Raw genomic sequence first — 21,990 nt, forward strand, 5'->3', positions numbered from 1 at the left:
CGGGCGATACGTGTGACGCTGGTCGCCGCAGCCGGTTTCTTCCTCTTCCGCTACGGCCTCGGCGACCCCGTCGCGGCCACCTACGCGCTGTTCGCCACCGTGGCCCTCGGCGGCCTCTCCCGGATCCCGGGCACCGGACGGCAGCGCGCGGCGGTCGTGGCCCGCATGGTGCCGGTGTGCTGGGTGCTGGTCGTCGTCGGCACCTACCTGTCGGTGCGGACGTGGACCGCGGTCGTCGGCATGCTGGTGGTCGGCTTCGCGCTGGCCTTCTCCGCCGTGGGCGGCCCGCGTCAGGCGGGGGCGGCACCGGGTCTGCAACTGCTGTACATCCTGCCGTCGTTCCCCCCGTACGACCCCGCCTCCCTCGACGACCGGCTGATCGGCACCACCACCGGGCTGGCCCTGCTCATCGCCGCCGAGGCGCTGATCCTGCCCGAGCGGCGCCCGGAGACGTACCGCTCGCGAGCCACCCGGGCCGCGGGGACGGCCGCCCGCTGCGCGACCCTCCTGGTCGCGCCGCCCCACGCCCTGACCGCCGCCGACATCGGCGAGGCCCGGGAGGCGGGCCAGTCGCTGCGGTCCCTGACCGTGCCGGAGGCGGAGCGCCCCGCCGGGCCCGGGGTGCGCGACCGCGCACTGTCCCACACCGGTCTCGCCACCCGCGCCCTGCTCGGGCGGCTGGCACGCCTGCGCGCCGTGCCCGGGGAACAACCGGGGCGCGAGGTGCTCGCGGTCCTGCGGGCCGTGGCGCGCCTGGCCACGGCGACCGAGAACTGCCTGGACGGGGGGCCGTCCCCCGTGGAGCCGCACAAGGAGCTGGTCGGGGCGCGAGCCCGGCTGTCGGCCGCGTCGGCGGGACCCGGCCCGGTCGTCGAACCCGGTACCGCGTGCACGGCCGGGACGGCGGGCCCGGCCTTCCTCGCCACCGGCTCCGCCCGGCCCGTACCGGAGGACGGGACCACGCCGTACGGTCTCCCGCCCGCCGTACTGCGGCTGCACGCCGCCCTGCTGGAGATCGCCGACGCGGCGCTCGCCATGGGCACCGCGGCCGACCTCGCCGTGCGGGGCCGGCACGCGCGGGTGGAGGTGGCGCGGGGCCGGTTCTGGTACGCCACCGCCCCGGCCCCCGTCCTGTGGTGGCACCGGCTGCGCGGCCACGCGGGACGAGGGTCGGTGTTCTTCCAGAACGCGGTCCGTATCGCCCTGGCCCTGACGGCGGCCAGGCTCGTGGCCGGTCTCGACACCCTGCCGCACGGATTCTGGGCCACGCTGGCCACGCTCACCCTGACCCGGACCACCATGGACGAGACGTGGAGCACCATCCGCCGGGCGCTGACGGGCACGCTCGCGGGAGCCGTGCTGACCGCCGGCATCCTGAGCGCGGCCGGGGCCGAGAACGCCGTGTACGCCGCCCTGCTGCCCCTGTGGATGCTGTTCGCCTTCACCGTGGGGCCGGTCAAGGGTGTCGGCTGGGCGCAGGGCCTGTTCACCGTGCTCGTCGCCCTCGTCTTCGCCCAGCTGGCGCCGCCGACCTGGCGACTGGCGGAGGCCAGGATGCTGGACGTGCTGGTCGGCAGCGCGATCGGCGCCGTCTTCGGCCTCCTCGCCTGGCCCCGGGGAGCCCACGACGAGCTGCGGCACGCGGGCGCGGAACTCCTGCGCCGGGCGGCCGAGATCGTGGTCGCCACCGGCGCCTCCGTCGCGGGCGGCTGCGGGACGGCCGCCCCCTCGCGGGTCCCGGGCCGTCGGTCCCTGCAACGCGCGGTCATCCTCGCCGAATCGGCGTACGCGCAGTACCAGAGCGAACCGACGCCCTTCGGCGGCCGGGGGCACGAGACGGTGCAGCCCGCGGACTGGCAGTCGGTGCTGATCGCCGGGCACCACACGCTGTGGGGCTCCGACCGGCTGCTGGACCCGCCGCTCGCCCGGCTGAACATGGCCGCGGCCGACTCGGTCGGCGGACTGGGGGAGCGGGTGGCCGGGCGGATGCTGCTGGTGTCCGCGGCCCTGGACCCCGGGGACGACACCCCGACCGCGCCCCTGCCGCTGATCGATTCCGCCCTCGCGGGGTTCACCCTGGAGCCGCCCGGCGCCCCGCGCCTGTACTACGCCACCGTGTCCTGGTTCGACTCGCTGCTGACCGACATGTCACGCATCGCGTACGGCGACCAGACGGCCGGGGCCACCGCGGAGATGACACCCGTCCACGACTGAGCCGGGCCGCGCCCCCCTACCAGTCCCGTTCCGCGTCCATCTTCGCCGGTGCCAGGACCCGGACATGGCCGTGGCCGCCGTACACGGAACGCCGCCAGTGGGCGAAGACCTCGGCGGTGCGGTCCAGCCGTTCGTCGTCCCACACCCCGTAGTCGACCTCGACCGTGGCCCGGGTCCGCGCGCCGGACCCGGCCTCGTGGACCCGGACGCTCAGCACGTGGGAGGCGATGGCGGCGTCCGCCTTCGGCCCCTTCGTCCGCAGGTACGTCCGGAACGCACGGAGCGCCGGCACTCCCGGCGCGGGTGTGCCCGCGGCCGTCCCCGTCGGCCCACCCGTCCCGCGCGCCTCCGGGTGGTCCGTACCGCACGAGACGAGTGCCAGGCAGCAGCCGGCGAGCGCCGCCGCGACGGACGCGGAGCGAAGCGTGATCCTCATGTGTCCCCCTTTCCGGAGGGTGAGAGGGCGATGCGCGGCCCGAGGTTGCGTCCCGAGGGCAAGGGGGCCGCTCCTCTGCCCGCGCCGGTGCTGCCCCCACCCGTGAACCGACTGCCCGCAGCGGTGACCGCGAGGAAGCGGCCGGAAACCGCGCCGACCAGGCGATTCCCGTTCGGCCCGCGGCGCCGGAGGACACCCCCGGTCGCCGATCGGCGAGCACGAGTGCTAGAAAAGGGACATGAGCGGACGTTCCCGCCGGTCATGGGCGAGAGCGGCGCTGCCGCTCGGCTGGCGGCGGTCGTCCGGACCGCCCCGCGGTCCAGGGCCGTCACGCGGACGCCGCTTCACATCACCCCTGAGCATCCGCACGCTCGCCGCGCAGGTCTTTCTGCTCCAGGCCCTCATCGTGCTGGTGCTCGTCGCCGTCGCGTCCGCCGCCCTCGTGGTGCAGGGCCGCTACGACGGCGAGCAGAGCGCCCGGGAGAAGTCGCTGGCCGCCGCCGAGGCGTTCGCGCACGCACCCGGTACCGCGCTCGCCCTGCGGTCCCCGGGCTCCGGCGCACGGCTCCAGCAGGCGGCGGAGGAGGCGGAGAAGGCCGCCGGAGTCGATTTCATCACCGTCCTCGACCCCAAGGGGGTCCGGCTCGCCGACACCGACCCGGCCCTCATCGGCAAGAAGGCCGAGGGAGTCGGTCCGGCCGCGGCGGGCGAGGCGTTCACCGAGACATACCACGGCCAGCCCACCGACGCGGTGCGCGCGGTCGTGCCCGTGATGGACGCGAGCAGGCGCGTGGTCGGGATGGTCAGCGCCGGCATCCAGTACGCCAACCTCGCCCACGTGCTCAACGACCAGCTGCCCATCCTGCTCGGGGCGGCGGCCGGAGCACTGCTGCTCGCGACCGGCGGCACCGCGCTCGTCAGCCGCCGGCTGCTGCGGCAGACCCACGGGCTCGGCCCGGCCGAGATGACCCGCATGTACGAGCACCACGACGCCGTGCTGCACGCGGTGCGCGAAGGCGTCCTGATCATCGGCGGCGACGGTCGGGTGCTGCTGGCCAACGACGAGGCACACCGGCTGCTGGACCTGCCCGAGGACGCCGACCGGCGCAAGCTCAACGAGCTGAAGCTGGGGCCCGGCCTGCGACGGCTGCTGCTGTCGGGGGAGGCCGCGTCCGACGAGGTGACTCCGGCGGGCGACCGGCTGCTGGCCGTGAACACCCGGCTCATCGGGCCGGACGGCGCCGCCCAGGGCCTCGTCGCCACCTTCCGGGACACCACCGAGCTGAGGGCCCTGTCCGGGCAGGCCGAACTGGCGCGCGGCCGGCTGTCGTTCCTGTACGAGGCCGGAATGCGGATCGGCACCACGCTGGACGTGCGGCGCACCGCCGAGGAGCTCTCCGAGGTGGCCGTCCCGCGGCTGGCCGACGTCGTCACGGTGGAACTCCTCGACTCCGTGCTGCGCGGCGAGGAGCCCACGGGGGCGGTGCGCCAGATGCGGCGCACCGCGCTGCGCGCCTCCCGGTCGGGTACGCCGCTGCAACCGGTGGGCGAGGTGATCCGCTTCGTGATGGCGGACACGCCGAGCGTGGCTGCCCTGCGCCGCGGCAAGGCCGTGCTGGTGCCGACGCTGCACGACGCCCAGGACTGGCGGGCCCAGGACCCGGACGGCGCCAGGCGGGTGCTGGAGTCCGGCATCCACTCGCTGATCACGGTGCCGCTCCGCGCCCGCGGGGTGGTCCTCGGCATGGTCAACTTCTGGCGGGCCGCCGACTCACCCCGGTTCGAGGAGGGTGACGTCGCCGTGGCCGAGGAACTGGTCGCCCGGGCCGCCGTCGCGATCGACAACGCCCGCCGCTACGGCCGTGAGCACGCCATGGCGGTGACCCTCCAGCGCAACCTGCTGCCCCTCGGCCTGCCGGAACAGGACGCGCTGGAGATCGCCTCGCGCTATCTGCCCGCGCGCTCCGGGGTGGGCGGCGACTGGTTCGACGTCATCCCCCTGCCCGGCTTCCGGGTGGCCCTGGTCGTCGGCGACATCGTCGGACACGGGCTGCAGGCCGCGGTCACCATGGGCCGGCTGCGCACCGCCGTGCTGAACTTCTCCTCCCTCGACCTGACCCCCGACGAACTGCTCGGGCACCTCGACGAGATGGTCACCCGCCTCGACACGCCGACGGCACACGACGACGACCGCGCCCCGCTCACCGGCGCCACCTGCCTCTACGCCATCTACGACCCCGTCGGCGGGCACTGCACCCTCTCCCGTGCCGGGCACCTCGCGCCTGCCGTGGTGGACCCCGAAGGCCGGGTGACCTTCCCCGACCTGCCGCTGTCCCCGCCCCTGGGCGTCGGCGGCCACCCCTTCGAGACGGGTGAGCTGGACCTCCCCGAGGGCAGCCGGCTCGTCCTGTTCACCGACGGCCTCATCGAGAGCCGCGGCCGGGACATCGACGAGGGACTGGACATGCTCCGCTCCACCGTCGCGCACGCCGACCAGACCCCGGAGGAGACGTGCCGGGCCCTCATGACCACGATGCTGCCCGAGCACCCCAGTGACGACGTGGCGCTGCTGGTGGCCCGGACCCGGCTGCTCGACCCGTCCCACGTCGCGACCTGGGACGTACCGTTCGACACCACGGCCGTGTCCCGGACCCGCACCGAGGTGAGCATGCGACTCGCCGACTGGGGGCTGGAGGAGCAGGCGTTCAGCACGGAACTGATCCTCAGCGAGCTCCTCACCAACGCCATCCGCTACGGCGCCCCGCCGGTCCGGGTCAGGATCCTGCTGGGCAGCACCCTCGTCTGCGAGGTGTCCGACGGCAGCAACACCTCGCCCCGGCTGCGCCGGGCGGGCTTCAACGACGAGGGAGGGCGCGGCCTGTTCCTCGTGTCCCAGTTCGCGGACAGCTGGGGGACACGGTACGTGGCGAAGGGCAAGGTCATCTGGGCCGAGCAGGTACTGGGCCGCACCTCGGAACCGGACCTGTCCGTGCTGTTCGACGAGATCGCCTTCTGACACGGGTCCGGCCGCCCTCCGCGGGGCGGCCGGACCGGGGAGGCCCGTCAACTCGCTTGCGAGGGGCGGATGTTCTGGTTGAGCCGGAACACATTGGCCGGGTCGTAGGTGTCCTTGACGGAGACGAGCCGGCGGTGGACGGCGTCCGGGTACGAGGCGCGCACCTTGTCCTCGGCGGCGTCGCCCGTGAAGTTGACGTACATGGCCCCGCGGCCATGGCGGGCGATCTCCTCACGGGTGCTCCGGGCCCAGGCGATGTGCGAGTCGAAGTCCGTCGCGTCGGGGGAGCGCGCGATGACGTTGCACAGCACGCCCGCGTCCCGCTGGCTGAAGGCGGTGGCGTCGGCGGGCATCCGCGCGAAGGCACCGCCCAGCTGGTGCAGATGCAGCTCGCTGTTCGGCGTGGGTGTGGTCAGGTGCCGGCGCAGGACGGCGTCGAGCGCGGCGTCCGACGGCTCGACGAACGCGGACGTGAAGTAGTTCTGCGCACCGGCCGCCCACAGCGGATCGATCATCGACTGCATGCCCGTGTACGGCATCGGGCCCATGAGGTCGGCGACGGGGGTGCCCAGCGCCCGCAGCGGGGCCACCGCCGCATCGCCCGCCGCCGGATCGCCCGCGTACATCCCGAGCACCACCGCGACCCTGGTGCCGTGCACCTCCTCGGGCAGGAACGGCAGGGGAGGCGCCGTCATCAGGTTGACCAGCGTCGTCAGCTCGTCGGGCATACCGCCGATCAGGTCCCGCCAGCCCGTGACGACCTGCCGGGCCTGCTCCAGGGGGTAGACGATCAGGCCGCCGAGGATCTGCGGCCCTACGGGGTGCAGCTGGTACTCCAGGGAGGTCACGACACCGAAGTTCCCGCCGCCGCCCCGAAGGGCCCAGAACAGCTCCGGGTGCTCCCGCGCGTCCGCGCGCACCACGCGGCCGTCCGCCGTGACGACCTCGGCCGCCGTCAGGTTGTCGGAGGCCAGGCCGTGGCGACGCAGCAGCCAGCCCACCCCGCCGCCGAGGGTGAAGCCGGAGATCCCGGTCGTGGACACCAGGCCACCGGTAACGGCGAGCCCGAACGCCTGGGTCTCGTGGTCGAGGTCGCCCCAGGTCATGCCCGCCTGGGCGACCACCCGGCGCCGCACGGGGTCGACGACCGCGCCCTTCATACAAGACAGATCGATGACGATGCCGTCGTCGCAGGTGGAGAACCCGGCGATGCTGTGCGAGCCGCCGCGCACGGCGACGAGCAGGTCCTGGCTGCGGGCGAACTCGACGGCACGGATCACGTCCGCCGTCCCGGCGCAGCGCACGATCAGGGCCGGGTGCTTGTCGTGGGACCCGTTCCAGACCGCGCGGGCCCGGTCGTAGTCGGCGTCGTCGGGACGCACGACGGTGCCGCGCAGGGCCGCCTCCAGCTCGGCGATCGTGGCGTCCCCCAGGATGCCCTTTGCCGTGTCGATCGACATGGTCGGCTCCTCGGTGTGAGTGTGCTTCCGCTGACACCCACGACCGTAGGCAGCGGCTCTTAGCACTCACTCAGCAGCGGCTTTGCCGCCGTCCGCCCATGACATCGTGCGGCGCAGGGCGTCCGTTCCCCGGGCGTTGCCGAGGCCGGCGAACAGTTCGCCCGCCCGGGCGGCCGTCGCCTGCGCCGCCTGCCGCTGCCCCGCCTGCTCCTCCAACCGCGCCAGCATCAGACAGACCCAGCCGGCGGCGGACGTCGACCCGGCGACGTGCTCCAGCTCCCGGGCACGGCCGAGGAGGGTACGGGCGCGAGCCGGGTCGCCGGCGGCCCGGGCGGCCAGCCCCAGGTGCAGCAGGCCGTTGGTGGTGCCCGGGAGGTCGTCGGTCTCCTCGAAGCCGGCGAGGGCCCGGGTGAACGCGGTCCGGGCGGCGCCGGTGTCACCGCCGGCCAGCCGGAGCAGCCCCAGGCAGCCGAGGGTGATGCCCTCCTCGCGCCGGTCGCCGAGGCGGCGCCTGATCGCCAGCGCCGCGTCCAGGCACGGTCCGGCGGCCTCCGGATCACCCGCGCCGCGCAGGACGTTGCCGAGCGTGTTCAGGGCCAGGGACTCGCCGTACGGGTCGCCCAGCCCGCGGAAGCAGTCGACACCGCGTTCCGCCGCCGTCGTGGCGGCGCCGGTGTCCCCGTCGAGGCGGCACGCCCACGCGAGGTTCGCCAGCGCGTAGCCGCGGGCGCGGGACGGGCCCACCGCACGGCCGGCCAGCACCGTCTCCTCGAAGTACAGCGAGACCTCTCCGGACGCGTCCTCCTCGACCGTGTAACCCGGTGTGACGACCGGGAAGAAGGGCCGGCAGCCGGGTTTGACGTCCTCCAGCAGCCGCAGGCTCTCCCCGGCCGCCTCCCGGGCCGCCGCGCCCTCGCCGCGGCAGACCGCCCAGACGCCCGCGAGATGGGCGGCGGCGGCGAGGACCGACGGCTCGCCCGCTTCCCGGGCGAGGGCGCGCGCGAGGTCGAGGGCGGTCCGGGCCCGTTCCCAGGAGCCGCGCATCCAGAGCAGGATGGCCCGCTGGCAGTGGGCGGACGCCGGCGCCGCCGGGTCCGGGCGTCCCCGGTGCACCGCCACGATCTGCTCGGCGATCTCCTCCAGCGGGGCACCGTCACCCAGGCGGATCGCCAGCACGGCCCGTCCCATCAGCGCCCGCGCCCGCTGCGGCGACGGTTCCGGCGCGGCGGCCAGGGCGTCCTCCAGCCATCGCCGGCCCTCGGCGAGCAGTCCCCGCTCGGCCCAGAACGACCGCAGGGCGACGGCCAGCCGCAGCGCACCGTCCGGTTCGTCGCGCAGGAGGGAGCGCAGGGCGGCCCGCAGATTGCCGTGGTCGGCCTCCAGCTCCAGCGACGTGGCGGCCGGCGCCCCCGCGGGCGGCTCGTGGTCCCAGGCCTCGGCGAGCGCCAGGTAGAAACGCCGGTGCCGGGCCTCGGTGGCCGCCGCCTCCCCGGCGGCCCGCAGCCGGTCCGCGGCGTACTGACGGATCGTCTCCAGCAGCCGGTAGCGCACCTCGTCCTGCCGGGGCTCCACCGACACCAGGGACTTGTCGGCCAGCCGGTCGAGGACGTCCAGGACGGCGCCGTCGTCCGTGCCGTCCGCGCCGTCCGCGCACACCTGCTCGGCGGCGGCCAGTGAGAACCCGCCGACGAACACCGCGAGCCGGCGGAACAGGCGCCGCTCCTCCTCGTCGAGCAGGCGATGGCTCCACTCCAGGGTGCCCAGCAGCGTCTCCTGCCGGGTCACGCCCCGCCGGTCGCCCCGGCTGAGGAGGGCCAGCGCGTCGTCGAGCCTTTCCGCGATCTGCCGGGGAGCGAGCACGTGCGCCCGGGCCGCGGCGAGTTCGAGGGCCAGCGGCATGCCGTCGAGCCGGAAGCAGATCTGCGCCACGGCCGCGGCGTTCTGGTCCGTCAGCCGGAACCCCGGGTCCGCCCGCGCCGCGCGCTCCGTGAACAGCCGTACGGAGGCGAAGCGGCCCAGATCCGCCACGGACGGCAGCCGGTGCGGATCCGGCAGCCCCAGCGAGGGCACCCGGAAGGTCCGCTCCCCGTAACTGCGCAACGGCTCCCGGCTGGTCGCGAGGACGGCGACGCCCGGACAACGCGCGATGATCTCCGAGGCCAGGGCGGCGCACGCGTCGACGAGGTGCTCGCAGTTGTCCAGCACCAGCAGCAGCTCCCGGCCGGTCAGCTGGGCCACCAGCGCCTGCCCGCTCCGGCCCGACGGCGGCAGGGGGAGCCCCAGGGCGGCCGCGACCGCCTCGGGCACGAGGTCCGGCTCCGTCAGCCCGGCCAGGTCCACGAAACAGGCACCGTCCCGGAAGTCGCCGCCCCGGCGGGCCGCCACGGCGAGCGCCAGCCGGGTCTTGCCGCAGCCCCCGGCCCCGGTGAGGGTGAGCAGCCGGCCGCGCCCCAGGCACCGGGCGATCTCCGCCATCTCGCGTTCCCGGCCGATGAGTTCGGTGGCCGGCGCCGGCAGCCGGTGCCGAGGGGGCGCCGCCTCCTGCGGGGGCTCCACCGAGTCGGCCAGCAGCGCACGGTAGAGCCCGCGCGTCTGCGGGTCGGGGTCGGCGCCGGTGTCGCGCCGGAGCGCGTCCCGCAGACTCTCGTACAGGGCCAGTGCCTCCCGGCGCCGCCCCGCCTCGGCCAGGACGCGCATCAGGGCCCGGTGACCCGGTTCGTGCAGGGGATCCCCGGCGATCAGGGTTCGCAGCGCGTCGACGGCCCCGGCCGTGTCGTGATCGTGCTCCAGCGCCTCGGCGAGGCCGAGCAGCAGGGCCGTGCGCCGTCTCTCCAGCGCCTCGGCCGCCTCGCCCGCCCAGGACTCGTAGCGGTCCTCCGGCAGCAGACCTGGCCCGGCCAGGTCGAGCGCGGCGCGGTAGGCCGCGGGGCCGCCACCGTCGGCGGCGCGCCGGGACGCCTCGTCGAACGCGTCGAGGTCGACCCGTACGCCGCCCTCCGGGCCGAGCACCACCATGTCGTCGCGGAGCACCACGACCTCACCGGGCGCTCCCGTGGCGGCCAGCGCGCGGCGCACCGCGTACAGCACCTGGTGCAGGTTGTTCGACGCCGCGGAGCGGTCGAGGCCGGGCCACAGCAGGTCGTAGACCTGTTCGCGGTGCATCCGGTGGCCGGGTGACAGGCAGAGCAGTTTCAGCAGGCTGCGGGCCTTGCGCAGGCGCCACGCCCCGGCGGCGACCGGGCGGTCCTCGACCGCCACCGCGAACCCGCCGAGGAGCCGGATGCGTACCTCGTCGGCCATGGCTGTCCTCACGAGCAGGCTACCGCCCGGGGTCCGGGCCCGCCCCGGATGCGTGATCATGGACGCGGCGGAAGGATCGGCAGGGGGCAACGCCTGTTGCGGCGCGCTACCGGAGCACTGCCATGAACGAGAATCGCATTCCGCGCCGTCCGCCGGGTCCGGCGGACGCGCACGCCACGAGCGCAACGACGTCGTCCGCCGCGGACTGGGGCCTGCTGCTTCTGCGGCTGACCTTCGGGCTGCTGATGGCCGCGCACGGCGCGCAGAAACTGTTCGGACTCTTCGGCGGCGGCGGTCTGACGGCGACCGGGCAGGCCTTCGCCGGGCTCGGGTACCGCCCGGGGAAGGTCTTCGCCGCCATCGGCGGCGGGTCCGAGTTCCTCGGCGGCCTCGGCCTGGCCTTCGGTGTGCTGACGCCGCTGGCGGCCGCCGCGCTGATCGGCACGATGATCAACGCGATGGTGACCGTCACCGGCGCCCACGGTCTGTGGGACTCAGACGGCGGTGTCGAGTACAACGTCTGCATCGCCGTGGCCGCCCTGGCCGTCGCCGCGATCGGCCCGGGCCGCTTCTCCGTCGACCACTACCTCCCCTGGGGCCGCGGCGGCTGGCCCGAGGCCGCGGTCGCCCTGGGCCTCGGCGGGGCGGGAGCGGCGGTCACCCTGGCCCTGTGAGCGATCCCGGCACCGGAGGCGCTGCGCCGGGCCCGGACTCGTGCGGATACCGGCGGCGCCGTGCCCCTGCCGTGCCCCTGCCGGGGGCCGGTACTGCGTGCGGCCTCGTCGCGGCCGTCCCTGGCCGTGCTCCGGCGGGCGGGCCGCCGCCAAGCCGTGCCTGACGGTGCCGGGCACGGACCCGTGGGCGGGTAGGGGCCATGTCGTGTCCCTGCCGGGAGCCGGTGCCGCATGCCCCCTCGTGGCGGTCGTCCCCGGGCGCGCCTCGGCGGCGGGCCGCCGTGCCGTGTCGGACGGGGGCGGGGCACGGACTCGTGGGGCGGTCATCAGAGGCTCTGTGCGGGGCACCACCGCGGGGGGATGCCGGCGCCGCCGTGTCCCTGCCGGGGGCCGGTACACGTGCTGCCTCGACACGGTCGTCCTTGGCCGTGCTCCGGCGGCGGGCCGCCATGCCGTCCTGGGACAGTGCATGGGATGGACCCGTGGGCGGACACCGGCCGAGTCGTGCCCCTGCCGGTGCTGGTGCCGCGTGCGGCCTCGTCGCGGTCGTCCCTGGCCGTGCTCCGGCGGCGGGCCGCCATGCCGTCCTGGGACAGTGCCTGGGACGGACCCATGGGCGGACACCGGCCGAATCGTGTGCCGGTCGGTACCGGTGCCGGTGCCGGTGACGCGTGCTGCCTCGTCGCGGTCGTCCCTGGCCGTGCTCTGGCGGCGGGCCGCCGCCAAGCCGTGCCTGACGGTGCCGGGCACGGACCCGTGGGCGGGCACCGGAGGCGCTGTGCCGGGCATGGACCCGTCGGCGGAAACCGGCGGCCCCGCGTCCCTGGCGAGTTTCCGCCGGGTGGTGCGGGCCGGACCCGTTCAGTCCTCGGGTGCCCCCGTGCGCAGGCCGTCCATGACGAGGTCGAAGAGGCGGGTGGCGCGGGGCTGCCAGTCGTCGTGCGGGGCGAGCTGCCAGAGACCCGCTATGGCGAGGAGGAGGTCGTCGGCCGTGACGCCCGGGCGGATGGTGCCGGCCTCCTCGTTCGCGCGCAGGAGGAGGTCCGCCGCGGCGGCGACCGGCGTGGGCTCCGGCTTCGCCGGTCCGCCCGGGACACCGGTGACCTGCCGGATCGCGTCCGCCAGGCCGGCCTTGGCCATCGCGAACTCCGCCAGCCGGTCCATCCAGGCCCGCAGCGCCCGCTCGGGCGGCCCGGTCCGCAGCAACTGGCAGGCACTGTCGGCGACCTGCTGCATCTCGTGCCGGTAGATCTCGAGGACCAGTGCCTCGCGGTTGGGGAAGTTGCGGTAGAACGTGCCCTGCCCGACGCCGGCCTTCTTGGCGATCGCGCTCAGCGGGGCGTCCGCGCACCGGGTCAGCTCGACGAGTGCCACTTCCAGGATGCGTTCACGGTTGCGCTGGGCGTCCGAGCGCAGGGGTGCGTCCTTCTTCTGCGGCACTCGTCCTCCTCGCGGGTTCCTGGCCGAAGCCCGCACTTGCTAAGCGGACAACTGTCCGTTACGTTTCAGGGGTAGCGGACAGTCGTCCGGTTACGCCCACGATAGCCGCGGGCGAGGCCTCACGGCAGTCGGCGCCTGCCGCCTCGGTACCCGCCGACGCGGCAGTCGGGACAGGCCGCCCGCGGTCAGGTCCCCGCGCACCCGGCCCTTCACCTCGCCCCGGCACCCACCTCGCACGCTTCGCACCAGCCGGCACTCCTGCCGCCGGACCCCCCATTCCTTCCGGAAACGCGAAAGAAGCTGCTCATGGCCCTATCGACGTCCAGTGTCATCACCTTGAAGATCAACGGCGAGAAGTACACACTGCCCGTCGACCACCGCACCACCCTGCTCGACGCCCTGCGCGAGCGCCTGGATCTGACCGGTTCCAAGAAGGGCTGTGACCAGGGCCAGTGTGGTGCCTGCACCGTCCTGCTGGACGGGCGCCGAACGGTCTCCTGCCTGCAACTGGCCGTGGCGGCCGAAGGCCACGAGATCACCACGGTCGAAGGACTGGCCGAGGGCGACCGCCTGCACCCCGTGCAGCAGGCCTTCCTCGACCTGGACGGCTACCAGTGCGGCTACTGCACCCCCGGCCAGATCTGCTCGGCGATCGGGGTGATCGAGGAGCACGCGGCCGGCTGGCCGAGCGCCGTCACCGACGACGTCCGGCCCGAAGCGGGACCGCCGCCCCTGACCGCCGACGAGATCCGGGAACGGATGAGCGGCAACCTGTGCCGCTGCGGCGCCTATGTCTCGATCGTCGAGGCGGTGGCCCGCGCGGCCGCGGCCGGCACCAGCGCGGACACCCGCGGACGGGCGTCCGCCGGCTCCGCGAACGACACCGAGGGGGCCGTGGCATGAGGGAGTTCGGCTACCAGCGTGCGTCCGACGTGGCCGGCGCCGTCGCCCTGCTCGGCGCCGACCCGGACACCCGCTTCCTCGGCGGCGGCACCAACCTCGTCGACCTGATGAAGACCGGTGTCGAACGCCCCAACCGGCTCATCGACATCCGCGAACTGCCCCTCGACGACATCGAGTCCACGCCGGACGGCGGCCTGCGCATCGGCGCCACCGTCACCAACGGCGACCTGGCCGCCCACCCCGAGGTCCGGCGGCGCTACCCGGCGCTGGCACAGGCGGTGCTGGCCGGGGCCTCCGGCCAGCTGCGCAACATGGCCACGGTCGGCGGCAATCTGCTCCAGCGCACCCGCTGCGGCTACTTCACCGACATCACCGTGCCCTGCAACAAGCGGGTGCCCGGCAGCGGCTGCCCCGCCCTGGACGGCGACCACCACAACCACGCCATCCTGGGCGCGTCCGACCACTGCGTGGCCGTACACCCCTCGGACATGGCCGTCGCCCTCACCGCCTTCGACGCCGTCGTGCACTACGAAGCCCCCGACGGGCCGGGGGAGTCGCCGCTCGGAGAGTTCTACCTGCCCGTCGGCGACACCCCGCACCTGGAGACCGCCCTGCCCGCCGGCGCGCTGATCACCGGCGTCACGCTGCCGCCCGTCCCGGTCGCCGCCCACTCCCGCTACCGCAAGGTCCGCGAGCGTGCCTCGTACGCGTTCGCCATCGGCTCCCTCGCCGCCGCGCTCGACGTCCGCGACGGCGTCGTCCGGGACGCGCGCCTGGCCCTCGGCGCGGTCGCCTCCCGGCCCTGGCGCGCCCTGGCCGCCGAACGCGTCCTCATCGGCGCCCCCGCCGACGACACGACCTTCACCGCGGCGGCGGACGCCGAACTGACGGCGGCCAGGCCGCTTCCGCACAACGGATACAAGGTGGCCCTCATGCGCAACCTCGTGGTGGCCGAGCTGACCCGACTCACCGAGGAGTCCGCCCGATGACCACCGCCACCACCGGAACCCGGACAGCCGCACCCGCCCCCTCCGTCGGCACCGCGCACACCCGCGTGGAGGGCCGGGACAAGGTCACCGGAGCGGCCCGCTACGCGGGTGAGATCCCCTTCGCCGACCTCGCGCACGGCTGGCTGGTCCTGTCCACCATCGCCCGGGGCCGCATCAGCGCCATCGAGACCGAGGCCGTCCTGGCCATGCCAGGCGTGCTCGCCGTCCTGGACCACCGCAACGCGCCCCGCGTCTCGACCGACTACGTCGGCCTGCTGGGCATCCCGCCGGACCCGACCTGCGCCGTCTTCCAGCACGACCGCGTACCGCACCTGGGCTGGCCGGTCGCCCTCGTCGTCGCCGAGACCTCCGAACAGGCCCGGGAGGCCGCGGAGGCACTGCTGGTCCACTACGAACAGCAGCCCCACGACGTCGAGTTCACGGGCGAGCACCCGGACGCCCACCCGGTGGACGGCCACATGCCCGCCGTGACGGAGAAGGGCGACCTCGATGCCGAACTGGCCGCGTCCGACGCGGTCGTGGACGAGGAGTACACCACCCCCGAAGAGCACCACAACCCGATGGAACCGCACGCGGCGACAGCCCACTGGGACGGCGGACGCCTCGAGGTCGTCGACTCCAACCAAGGTGCCACCTGGGTCATCGGTGAACTCGCCAACCTCTTCTCGCTCGACCCCGCCTCGGTGCGCGTCCGTTCCGAGCACGTCGGCGGCGGCTTCGGCAGCAAGGGCGTGCGCGCCCACCAGGTGGCCGCCGTCATGGCCGCGACCGTCCTGCAGCGCCCGGTACGCGTCGTCCTGACCCGGCGTCAGATGTTCTCGCTGGCCGGCTACCGCAGCCCCACCACCCAGCACGTCCGGCTCGGCGCCGACGCCGACGGCCGCCTGCGCGCCCTGGAGCACCGCTCGGTCAGCCTCACCTCCACCGTGCACGAGTTCGTCGAACCGAGCGCCGGGGTCGCCCGCGTGATGTACGACGCCGACGCCCACCACACCGCCAACCGCGTCGTACCCCTCGACGTGCCCACACCGACGTTCATGCGCGCCCCCGGCGAGGCACCCGGATCGTTCGCGCTGGAGGCGGCGCTGGACGAACTCGCCGAGAAGTGCGGCATCGACCCGATCGAGCTGCGCCTGCGCAACGAACCCGACAGGGGACCTGTCTCCGGCCTGCCGTTCGCCGGCCGCAACCTGGCCGCCTGCTTCGAGGAGGGCGCCCGCAGGTTCGGCTGGGCGGACCGCGACCCGCGACCCGGGCTGCGCCGGGAGGGCCGCTGGCTCCTGGGCACCGGCACGGCCGCCGCCTCCTTCCCGGCGGGCGCCGCGCCGTCCACCGCGACCGTGACCGCCCACCCGGACGGCACCTTCGGCGTGCGGATCGCCGCGGCCGACATCGGCACCGGAGCCCGTACGGCCCTCACCCTCGTCGCAGCCGACGCGCTCGGCGTGCCCCCGGAGCGCGTCCGGGTCCGCATCGGCGACAGCGACTTCGGCCCGGCGATGATCGCCGGCGGCTCCATGGGCACCCGTTCCTGGGCCTGGGCGGTCACGGCCGCCGCAGGCGAACTGCGGGACAGGCTGGTCCTCGGCACGGACATCCCCCCGGAGGGCATCACGGTACGGTCGGACACCACCGCCGCCATCGGCGCCCTCGCGCCGGCCGAACGGCACTCGTTCGGGGCGCAGTTCGCCGAGGTGGCCGTGGACCCCGCCACCGGCGAGGTCCGGGTACGGCGCATGCTCGGAATGTTCGCGGCGGGCCGGATCGTCAACCCCCTCACCGCGCGCAACCAGTTCGTCGGCGGCATGATCTGGGGCATCTCCATGGCCCTGCACGAGGAGGCCGTGCGGGACCGCGCCTCGGGCGGCGTCGTCGGCGCCGACCTCGCCGGCTACCACGTGGCCACGAACGCCGACGTCCCGCGCGTCGAGGCCGACTGGATCGAGGACCCGGACCCGAACGACCCGGTCGGGATCAAGGGCATCGGCGAGATCGGCATCGTGGGAGCGGCGGCCGCCATCGCCAACGCGGTCTGGCACGCGACCGGCACCCGTCACCGCAACCTCCCGATCCGCCCGGACCGTGTCCTCGCGGCGTCCGTCGGCGGGCCGGTGCCGGGAACCGGGCCGCTGCCGGGCGACGGACCGGAGGCGGGAGGAGCGCCGGATGCTTGACCTGGCCGGGCAGCTGGACCAGTGGATCGAGGAGGGCCGGGAGTTCGCCGTCGCCACCGTGGTGGCCGTCGGCGGCAGCGCCCCCCGCGGTCCCGGCGCCGCCCTCGCGGTCGACACCGCGGGCAGCGTCATCGGCTCCGTCTCCGGCGGCTGCGTGGAGGGCGCGGTGTACGAGCTGTGCCGACAGGCGCTCGACACCGGGCAGAGCCTCGTCGAACGCTTCGGCTACAGCGACGAGGACGCCTTCGTGGTGGGACTGACCTGCGGCGGGACGATCGAGGTGCTGATCACGCCGGTGAGCGCGCGGGCGCCGGCCCGGGCGGTCCTCGGGCCGGCCGTGTCCTCGGCCCTCCGGGGCGAACCGTCGGCCCTCGTCCGCGTCGCCCGCGGCCCCGCCCAACTCCTCGGCCGCGCGCTGCTGGTGCGTGCCGACGGCACGTACGAGGGCGGCCTCGGCGGCCATGCCGACCTGGACCGGAACGCCGCCGCCGAGGGGCGGGCCCTGCTGGACGCCGGCCGTACCGGCACGGTGGACGTGTCGGCGGACGGCTCGGGCTGCCCCGGCGGCCTCACCCTGCTGGTGGAGTCGAGCGTGCCGCCACCGCGGATGATCGTCTTCGGCGCGATCGACTTCGCCTCGGCGCTGGCTCGGGCCGGCAAGTTCCTCGGCTACCACGTCACCGTCTGCGACGCCCGCCCCGTCTTCGCCACCCGGGCCCGCTTCCCCGACGCCGACGAGGTCGTCGTCGACTGGCCGCACCGCTACCTGCGGCGCACCACGACCGACGCCCGCACGGTCCTGTGCGTACTCACCCACGACCCGAAGTTCGACGTACCGCTGCTCAGGACGGCACTCGCCCTGCCGGTGTCGTTCGTCGGGGCGATGGGCTCGCGCCGCACCCACGAGGACCGCGACCGGCGGCTGCGGGACGAAGGCGTCAGCGAGCGCGAACTGGCCCGGCTGCGGTCGCCGATCGGTCTCGACCTCGGCGCCCGCACCCCCGAGGAGACCGCCCTGTCGATCGCGGCGGAGATCGTCGCCGCCCGGCGGGGCGGCACGGGTGCTCCGCTGACCGGTTCGGGAACGCCGATCCACCGCGACCGGGAACCGGGTGGCGCCACGGCGGCGGCCTGATCCCCGCCCCGGTCGTCCGTCTCCTGGACGCGGTCGGTCAGTCGTGCGGGCACAGGACGAAGTCGGAGTGGGCGCGCCGGGACCCGTCGTCGCCGAGGTCGTCGAGCGCGTCCCGGATCCGGCGCAGGTGGGCGGGGGTCAGCTGGAGCGGGGGCTCGTCGGGCTGGTAGGTGGTGCGGACCGGGTAGTCCACGCCCGGCTCGGTCGTCATCTCGATGTGGCAGCCGAGCACGTGCGTGACCGGCCGGCGGTCCGCGAACTCGATCAGCCGGTCCATGCTGCGGGTGAAGGCGGGCACGTCCTGGATGTAGAGCCGGCCGGGGTAGACGGTGTCACCGGTGAGCAGCAGCCCGGTGGGCGGGTCGTAGTAGGTGACGGCCGCCTCGTGGTGGCCCGGGGTGGCCAGGCACTCCAGCACCCGGCCGCCGAGGTCGACCCGGGCGACGGCGTCGGGGTCCGCGTCGAACCCGAAGTACCGCCAGGCGACCGCGGGTTCGGCGCTCACCACCGTGGTGCGGGGGCGGTCCGCGAACTGGCCGTCGCCCGCGACGTGGTCACCGTGTCCGTGCGTGTGCAGCACAAGCAGCTCGTAACCGTCCCGGGGATGGCGGTCCAGCCAGTCCGCGAGCGTCGCGTCGACCACCCTGCGCAGCGGGAAGAACTCCGCGGACTCGGTGGCCCCGGTGTCGATCAGCACGGCCCGCTCCTCGCCGCACAGCAGGAACAGGAACGGCGCCTCGTAGTGCACCGCCTTGTTCTGCCGCAGCACGAAGGTGTGCTCGTCGTAGGCGTGGACCTGGATGTCGGGGTCGGTGTTGTGCTTGGCCGACGGCGAGCCGTGGATCCATCGCACCTCCAGCGGGCGGGCCCGGGGCGGGGTGCCGCCGAAGTCGATCGGGTGCGTGCCGGTGTCCACGATGCCTCCGCGCGTGCGTCGTCTTGGCGGACCGGGTACGGCGCACATCTCGTCCGGGGCAGGCACGTCCGCGCCTCCGCCGGGACGCTACCACGCACCTGTTCGACGGGCCGGGGCCCCGGTGTCAGCCCGGTTCGCCGCTCCGGCCGGCGTCGGCCGGCGGCGGGGCCGCCCGGGACGGCTCGTCGGCGAGCAGGTACACGGAGAGCGCGGCCGTGTCGTCCGTGAGCCGGTTGTGGCTGTAGGCCCGCAGATCGTCGTGGAGGTTCTCCAGCAGTTCCCGGGGCGGCAACGGACCCCAGGACCGCAGCCGCTGGAGCAGCGGATAGAAGGTGCCGGCCGGGTCGCGGGTCTCGGTGATGCCGTCCGTGTACAGCAGGAGCTGGTCGCCGGGTCCGAAGTCGTACTCGTCGACGGTGTAGGTGTCCCCGACGAGCATGCCGAGGTTCAGCGGCGGAGCCGACCGCCCGCGGTCCAGCTCGCGCACCTCGCCGGGACGGATGAGGACCGGTGGAGGGTGGCCGCAGTTGACGACCCGTACGACGTTCCCACCCGGGGGGATCTCGGCGAAGACCGCGGTGACGAACCGCTCCGCCAGTTCACTGCCCCCGAGCTGCGTGGCCCGGCGGCTCATGCTCGTCTCCACGCGGTCCGCCAGCGCCGGGAGATCGGGTTCGTCGTGCGCCGCCTCGCGGAAGGCGCCGAGCAGCGCGGCGGCGGTCTCCACCGCGGGCAGGCCCTTGCCGCGTACGTCCCCGATGAGCAACCGGACGCCGTACGCCGTGGGGACGGCCTCGTAGAGGTCGCCACCGATGCGTGCCTCCGCGTCGGCGGACAGGTAGAGGCTGTCCAGGCGCAGGCCGCCGATCCGGTGCGGCACCGGTTTGAGCAGGACGCGCTGGGCGATGTCGGCCACGAACCGGACGTCCGCGAGCGTGCGCTCACGATGGGTGCGGTGGGCGGCCAGGACCGTGCCGAGCGCCCCCACCAGGGCCGTGCACACGTAGGAGGCCACGTAGTGGCGGTCCCACAGATAGCCGACGGCCCGGCCCGCGCAGCACGGGGTGCCCGCGAGGACACCTTCGAAGACGATCGCGAACACCGTCGTGGCGGCCACCACCGCCGGCCCGTGGGCGAAGGCCGCCACCAGGGGCAGCGCGACCAGCACGAAACTCACCGGCCAGTCCACCGGCGTCATGGGTTCCAGCACCAGCAGACCCGCGACGTACAGCACCGGGAGCCAGCGCATCCACACCGGTGGCGCGGGCAACCCGGTCCGGGCGGCCGAGACGGCCTGCGGGTCCTGGCGGCCCCGTCCGAGCCTCACCCGTCGCTCCCGCGCGCGGGCGCCGCGGCCTGCGCGTGAACGGCGAGAGCGGTGCGGGTGGCACGGCGCGGGGGAGTACGACCCGCCCGTCGGTTCGGCTTACGCGGCCTTCGCACCCCGGTCTCCCGTCACCCGGCCCCGACAAGAACCACCAGCCTGCTGCGCCGAACCGCGGCACACCGTGATTGCTCCACCAGGCGGCATGTTCCGACGGCCGCACGGTTCACGACCGCACGGTTCACGCCGGGCCGTGGCCCGGCGTGAACCGTGCGAACTCGTGTCATCGGGCCGCGGCATGATGCCCCGACCGTCCCGTGCGGTGGCTGTGCCGGTTGTTCCTCTCCACCGCCTAGCCCAGCACGATCACCACGACACCGCCGCCGCCGACGAACCCGTTGCCGCCGATGAAGCCGTTGCGGTAGAAGTCGCCCCGGTTTCCGTAGCCGTTGCAGTAGCCGTTCCACCAGCCGCCGGAGCAGCCACCGTAGGTCGATGCGTGGTCCGGAGTGGCCGCGGAGGCCGAGCCCGCTGCTCCGACGGCAGCGCCACCGGCCATGAGAACGCCGATCGCGGTCAGCGCGCTCAGGCGCCTCGCTCGCTGTCCTTTCATGGGCCTGCCTTCCTTCTTTCCACCTCTTGTGGGGGTTTCCGGGACGAGGGGGAAGGTGCCGTGGCCGCGATGGGGAAGGTAGGACGCGGCCACGGACGGAACCGCGCGGGGACGAGAAGCACGACATGCGACGTGGGCTGTCGGCCCCGATGACAGGGCTCTCGCCCGCGGGGGCGGGCGTACCCCCCGGGAACGCGGCCCTTCCCCTTCACGCTAACCGCCCTTCGCCCGGCCTGCATGTCACAGCGGAGCGGGAGCCGGTGGCCCGCGGGCACGGGCACCGGGCCGGGGCGCGGACGCCCGGCATCTACGCTGGTCCCGTGCCGTCCTTGCGTCTTCACCGCGTAGCCGTCGTCGTCCTCGAAGGCGCCAAGCCGCTCGATGTGGGCATCCCGGCACAGGTGTTCACGACCCGCGCGAGCATGCCCTACGAGGTCCGGGTGTGCGGTGCGGCGCCCGGACCGGTCGCCGGCGGCGACGGACTGTCGTACCACGTGGCCCACGGCCTCGAAGCCCTCGCCTGGGCCGACATCGTCTTCATCCCCGGCTACCGGTTCCCGGACCGCGACGACCCGCCGGGCGCCGTCGTGGACGCGCTGATCGACGCCCACGCCCGGGGGACGCGGCTCGCGGCCATCTCGACGGGCGCCTTCGCGCTCGCCGCGACCGGGCTGCTGGACGGCAAGCGCGCCACGACGCACTGGCACTACACGCGCGCCTTCGCCGCGAAACACCCCCTGGTGAAGGTCGACGAGAACGTGCTCTTCGTCGACGAGGGAAGCGTCCTGACATCGGCCGGCGCGGCCTCGGGCATCGACCTGTGCCTGCACATCCTGCGCGGCGACCTCGGCGTGGCCGCGTCGAACCACGCGGCCCGCCGGCTGGTCGCGGCGCCCTACCGCAGCGGCGGCCAGGCCCAGTACGTGCCGCGCAGCGTGCCCGAACCGCTCGGCGAACGCTTCGCCGCCACCCGCGAGTGGGCGCTGCACCGGCTCGACGAGCCGCTCAACCTGGACGTGCTCGCACAGCACGCGGCGGTCTCGCCCCGCACCTTCTCCCGCCGCTTCGCCGAGGACACCGGCTACACGCCGATGCAGTGGGTCATGCGGGCCCGTATCGACATGGCCCGTGAGCTGTTGGAACGCTCCGAACGCAGCGTCGAGCAGATCGCCAACGACGTCGGCCTGGGCACCGGGGCGAACCTGCGCGCCCACTTTCAGCGCATCCTCGGCACCACCCCGAGCGAGTACCGGCGCACCTTCACCCGGGGCGAATAGCGGGGCCCGGCAGGCACCCCCACGGCCCCTGGCCCGCCCTGGCGCGATCCTTGCGAACCATGGCGCTCACGCCACGGCCGACGGACCCCGTCCGGACG

15 protein-coding genes and 1 riboswitch are annotated in these 21,990 nt (G+C 74.6%); of the genes, 8 read left to right on the forward strand and 7 right to left on the reverse strand.

Features of this window, described 5'->3' with window-relative positions; translation table 11 throughout:
• The first annotated feature begins 6 nt into the window (after positions 1-6).
• Positions 7-2,214 (forward strand): FUSC family protein, encoded by a 2,208-nt coding sequence (locus N8I86_RS35005; protein WP_404830888.1) that lies wholly within the window; start codon positions 7-9, stop codon positions 2,212-2,214.
• A 16-nt stretch (positions 2,215-2,230) separates the two neighbouring features.
• Here the strand turns inward: N8I86_RS35005 and N8I86_RS35010 are convergent, their stop codons facing one another.
• The gene (locus tag N8I86_RS35010) at positions 2,231-2,650 is read right to left on the reverse strand and encodes a hypothetical protein (RefSeq protein WP_123440832.1); all 420 of its coding nucleotides are present in this window, start codon (positions 2,648-2,650) and stop codon (positions 2,231-2,233) included.
• Positions 2,651-2,888: 238 nt separating this feature from the next.
• On the opposite strand from N8I86_RS35010, the gene N8I86_RS35015 reads away from it, so the two are divergent.
• Positions 2,889-5,666, forward strand: coding sequence for a SpoIIE family protein phosphatase (locus tag N8I86_RS35015; RefSeq protein ID WP_185091694.1), 2,778 nt, complete (start codon positions 2,889-2,891; stop codon positions 5,664-5,666).
• Between the two features lie 47 nt (positions 5,667-5,713).
• Here the strand turns inward: N8I86_RS35015 and N8I86_RS35020 are convergent, their stop codons facing one another.
• Both N8I86_RS35020 and N8I86_RS35025 read right to left on the reverse strand, forming a co-directional pair.
• The gene (locus N8I86_RS35020) at positions 5,714-7,126 is read right to left on the reverse strand and encodes an FAD-binding oxidoreductase (RefSeq protein WP_263279650.1); all 1,413 of its coding nucleotides are present in this window, start codon (positions 7,124-7,126) and stop codon (positions 5,714-5,716) included.
• A 66-nt stretch (positions 7,127-7,192) separates the two neighbouring features.
• Positions 7,193-10,426 carry a tetratricopeptide repeat protein gene (locus N8I86_RS35025; protein ID WP_263279651.1) on the reverse strand — a complete coding sequence of 1,078 codons (3,234 nt, stop codon included), beginning with the start codon at positions 10,424-10,426 and terminating at the stop codon, positions 7,193-7,195.
• 122 nt (positions 10,427-10,548) lie between these two features.
• On the opposite strand from N8I86_RS35025, the gene N8I86_RS35030 reads away from it, so the two are divergent.
• On the forward strand, positions 10,549-11,100 hold the full coding sequence (locus N8I86_RS35030) for a DoxX family protein (protein WP_263279652.1): 552 nt from the start codon (positions 10,549-10,551) through the stop codon (positions 11,098-11,100).
• 861 nt (positions 11,101-11,961) lie between these two features.
• On the opposite strand, the gene N8I86_RS35035 is transcribed toward N8I86_RS35030, so the two are convergent.
• The gene (locus tag N8I86_RS35035; RefSeq protein WP_073890507.1) at positions 11,962-12,540 is read right to left on the reverse strand and encodes a TetR/AcrR family transcriptional regulator; all 579 of its coding nucleotides are present in this window, start codon (positions 12,538-12,540) and stop codon (positions 11,962-11,964) included.
• A gap of 306 nt (positions 12,541-12,846) precedes the next feature.
• Here N8I86_RS35035 and N8I86_RS35040 point away from each other — a divergent pair, with 306 nt between their 5' ends.
• From N8I86_RS35040 to N8I86_RS35055, 4 genes are read left to right on the forward strand one after another with little or no spacing between them, the layout of a single operon-like run.
• Positions 12,847-13,443 carry a 2Fe-2S iron-sulfur cluster-binding protein gene (locus tag N8I86_RS35040; protein WP_123440837.1) on the forward strand — a complete coding sequence of 199 codons (597 nt, stop codon included), beginning with the start codon at positions 12,847-12,849 and terminating at the stop codon, positions 13,441-13,443.
• Positions 13,440-14,432, forward strand: coding sequence for an FAD binding domain-containing protein (locus N8I86_RS35045; RefSeq protein ID WP_073890504.1), 993 nt, complete (start codon positions 13,440-13,442; stop codon positions 14,430-14,432). The genes N8I86_RS35040 and N8I86_RS35045 overlap by 4 nt, the downstream gene beginning before the upstream one ends.
• Positions 14,429-16,627 (forward strand): xanthine dehydrogenase family protein molybdopterin-binding subunit, encoded by a 2,199-nt coding sequence (locus N8I86_RS35050; protein WP_263279653.1) that lies wholly within the window; start codon positions 14,429-14,431, stop codon positions 16,625-16,627. The genes N8I86_RS35045 and N8I86_RS35050 overlap by 4 nt, the downstream gene beginning before the upstream one ends.
• Positions 16,620-17,762 (forward strand): XdhC family protein, encoded by a 1,143-nt coding sequence (locus tag N8I86_RS35055; protein ID WP_263279654.1) that lies wholly within the window; start codon positions 16,620-16,622, stop codon positions 17,760-17,762. The genes N8I86_RS35050 and N8I86_RS35055 overlap by 8 nt, the downstream gene beginning before the upstream one ends.
• A gap of 37 nt (positions 17,763-17,799) precedes the next feature.
• Here N8I86_RS35055 and N8I86_RS35060 read toward each other — a convergent pair whose 3' ends face one another.
• The 3 genes from N8I86_RS35060 to N8I86_RS35070 all read right to left on the reverse strand — a co-directional run bounded on the left by N8I86_RS35060 (position 17,800) and on the right by N8I86_RS35070 (position 20,615).
• The gene (locus tag N8I86_RS35060; protein WP_263279655.1) at positions 17,800-18,678 is read right to left on the reverse strand and encodes an MBL fold metallo-hydrolase; all 879 of its coding nucleotides are present in this window, start codon (positions 18,676-18,678) and stop codon (positions 17,800-17,802) included.
• Between the two features lie 12 nt (positions 18,679-18,690).
• Positions 18,691-18,758: riboswitch (guanidine-III (ykkC-III) riboswitch) on the reverse strand.
• Between the two features lie 44 nt (positions 18,759-18,802).
• Positions 18,803-20,005: a PP2C family protein-serine/threonine phosphatase gene (locus N8I86_RS35065; protein WP_263279656.1), complete on the reverse strand. Its 1,203-nt coding sequence runs from the start codon at positions 20,003-20,005 to the stop codon at positions 18,803-18,805.
• Between the two features lie 349 nt (positions 20,006-20,354).
• Positions 20,355-20,615, reverse strand: a complete 261-nt coding sequence (locus tag N8I86_RS35070) for a hypothetical protein (RefSeq protein ID WP_073890501.1) — start codon at positions 20,613-20,615, stop codon at positions 20,355-20,357.
• A 320-nt stretch (positions 20,616-20,935) separates the two neighbouring features.
• On the opposite strand from N8I86_RS35070, the gene N8I86_RS35075 reads away from it, so the two are divergent.
• On the forward strand, positions 20,936-21,892 hold the full coding sequence (locus N8I86_RS35075; RefSeq protein ID WP_073891927.1) for a GlxA family transcriptional regulator: 957 nt from the start codon (positions 20,936-20,938) through the stop codon (positions 21,890-21,892).
• Positions 21,893-21,990: the final 98 nt, after the last annotated feature.

Origin of the sequence: Streptomyces albidicamelliae, assembly GCF_025642175.1 — a bacterium.
Taxonomy (GTDB): domain Bacteria; phylum Actinomycetota; class Actinomycetes; order Streptomycetales; family Streptomycetaceae; genus Streptomyces; species Streptomyces albidocamelliae.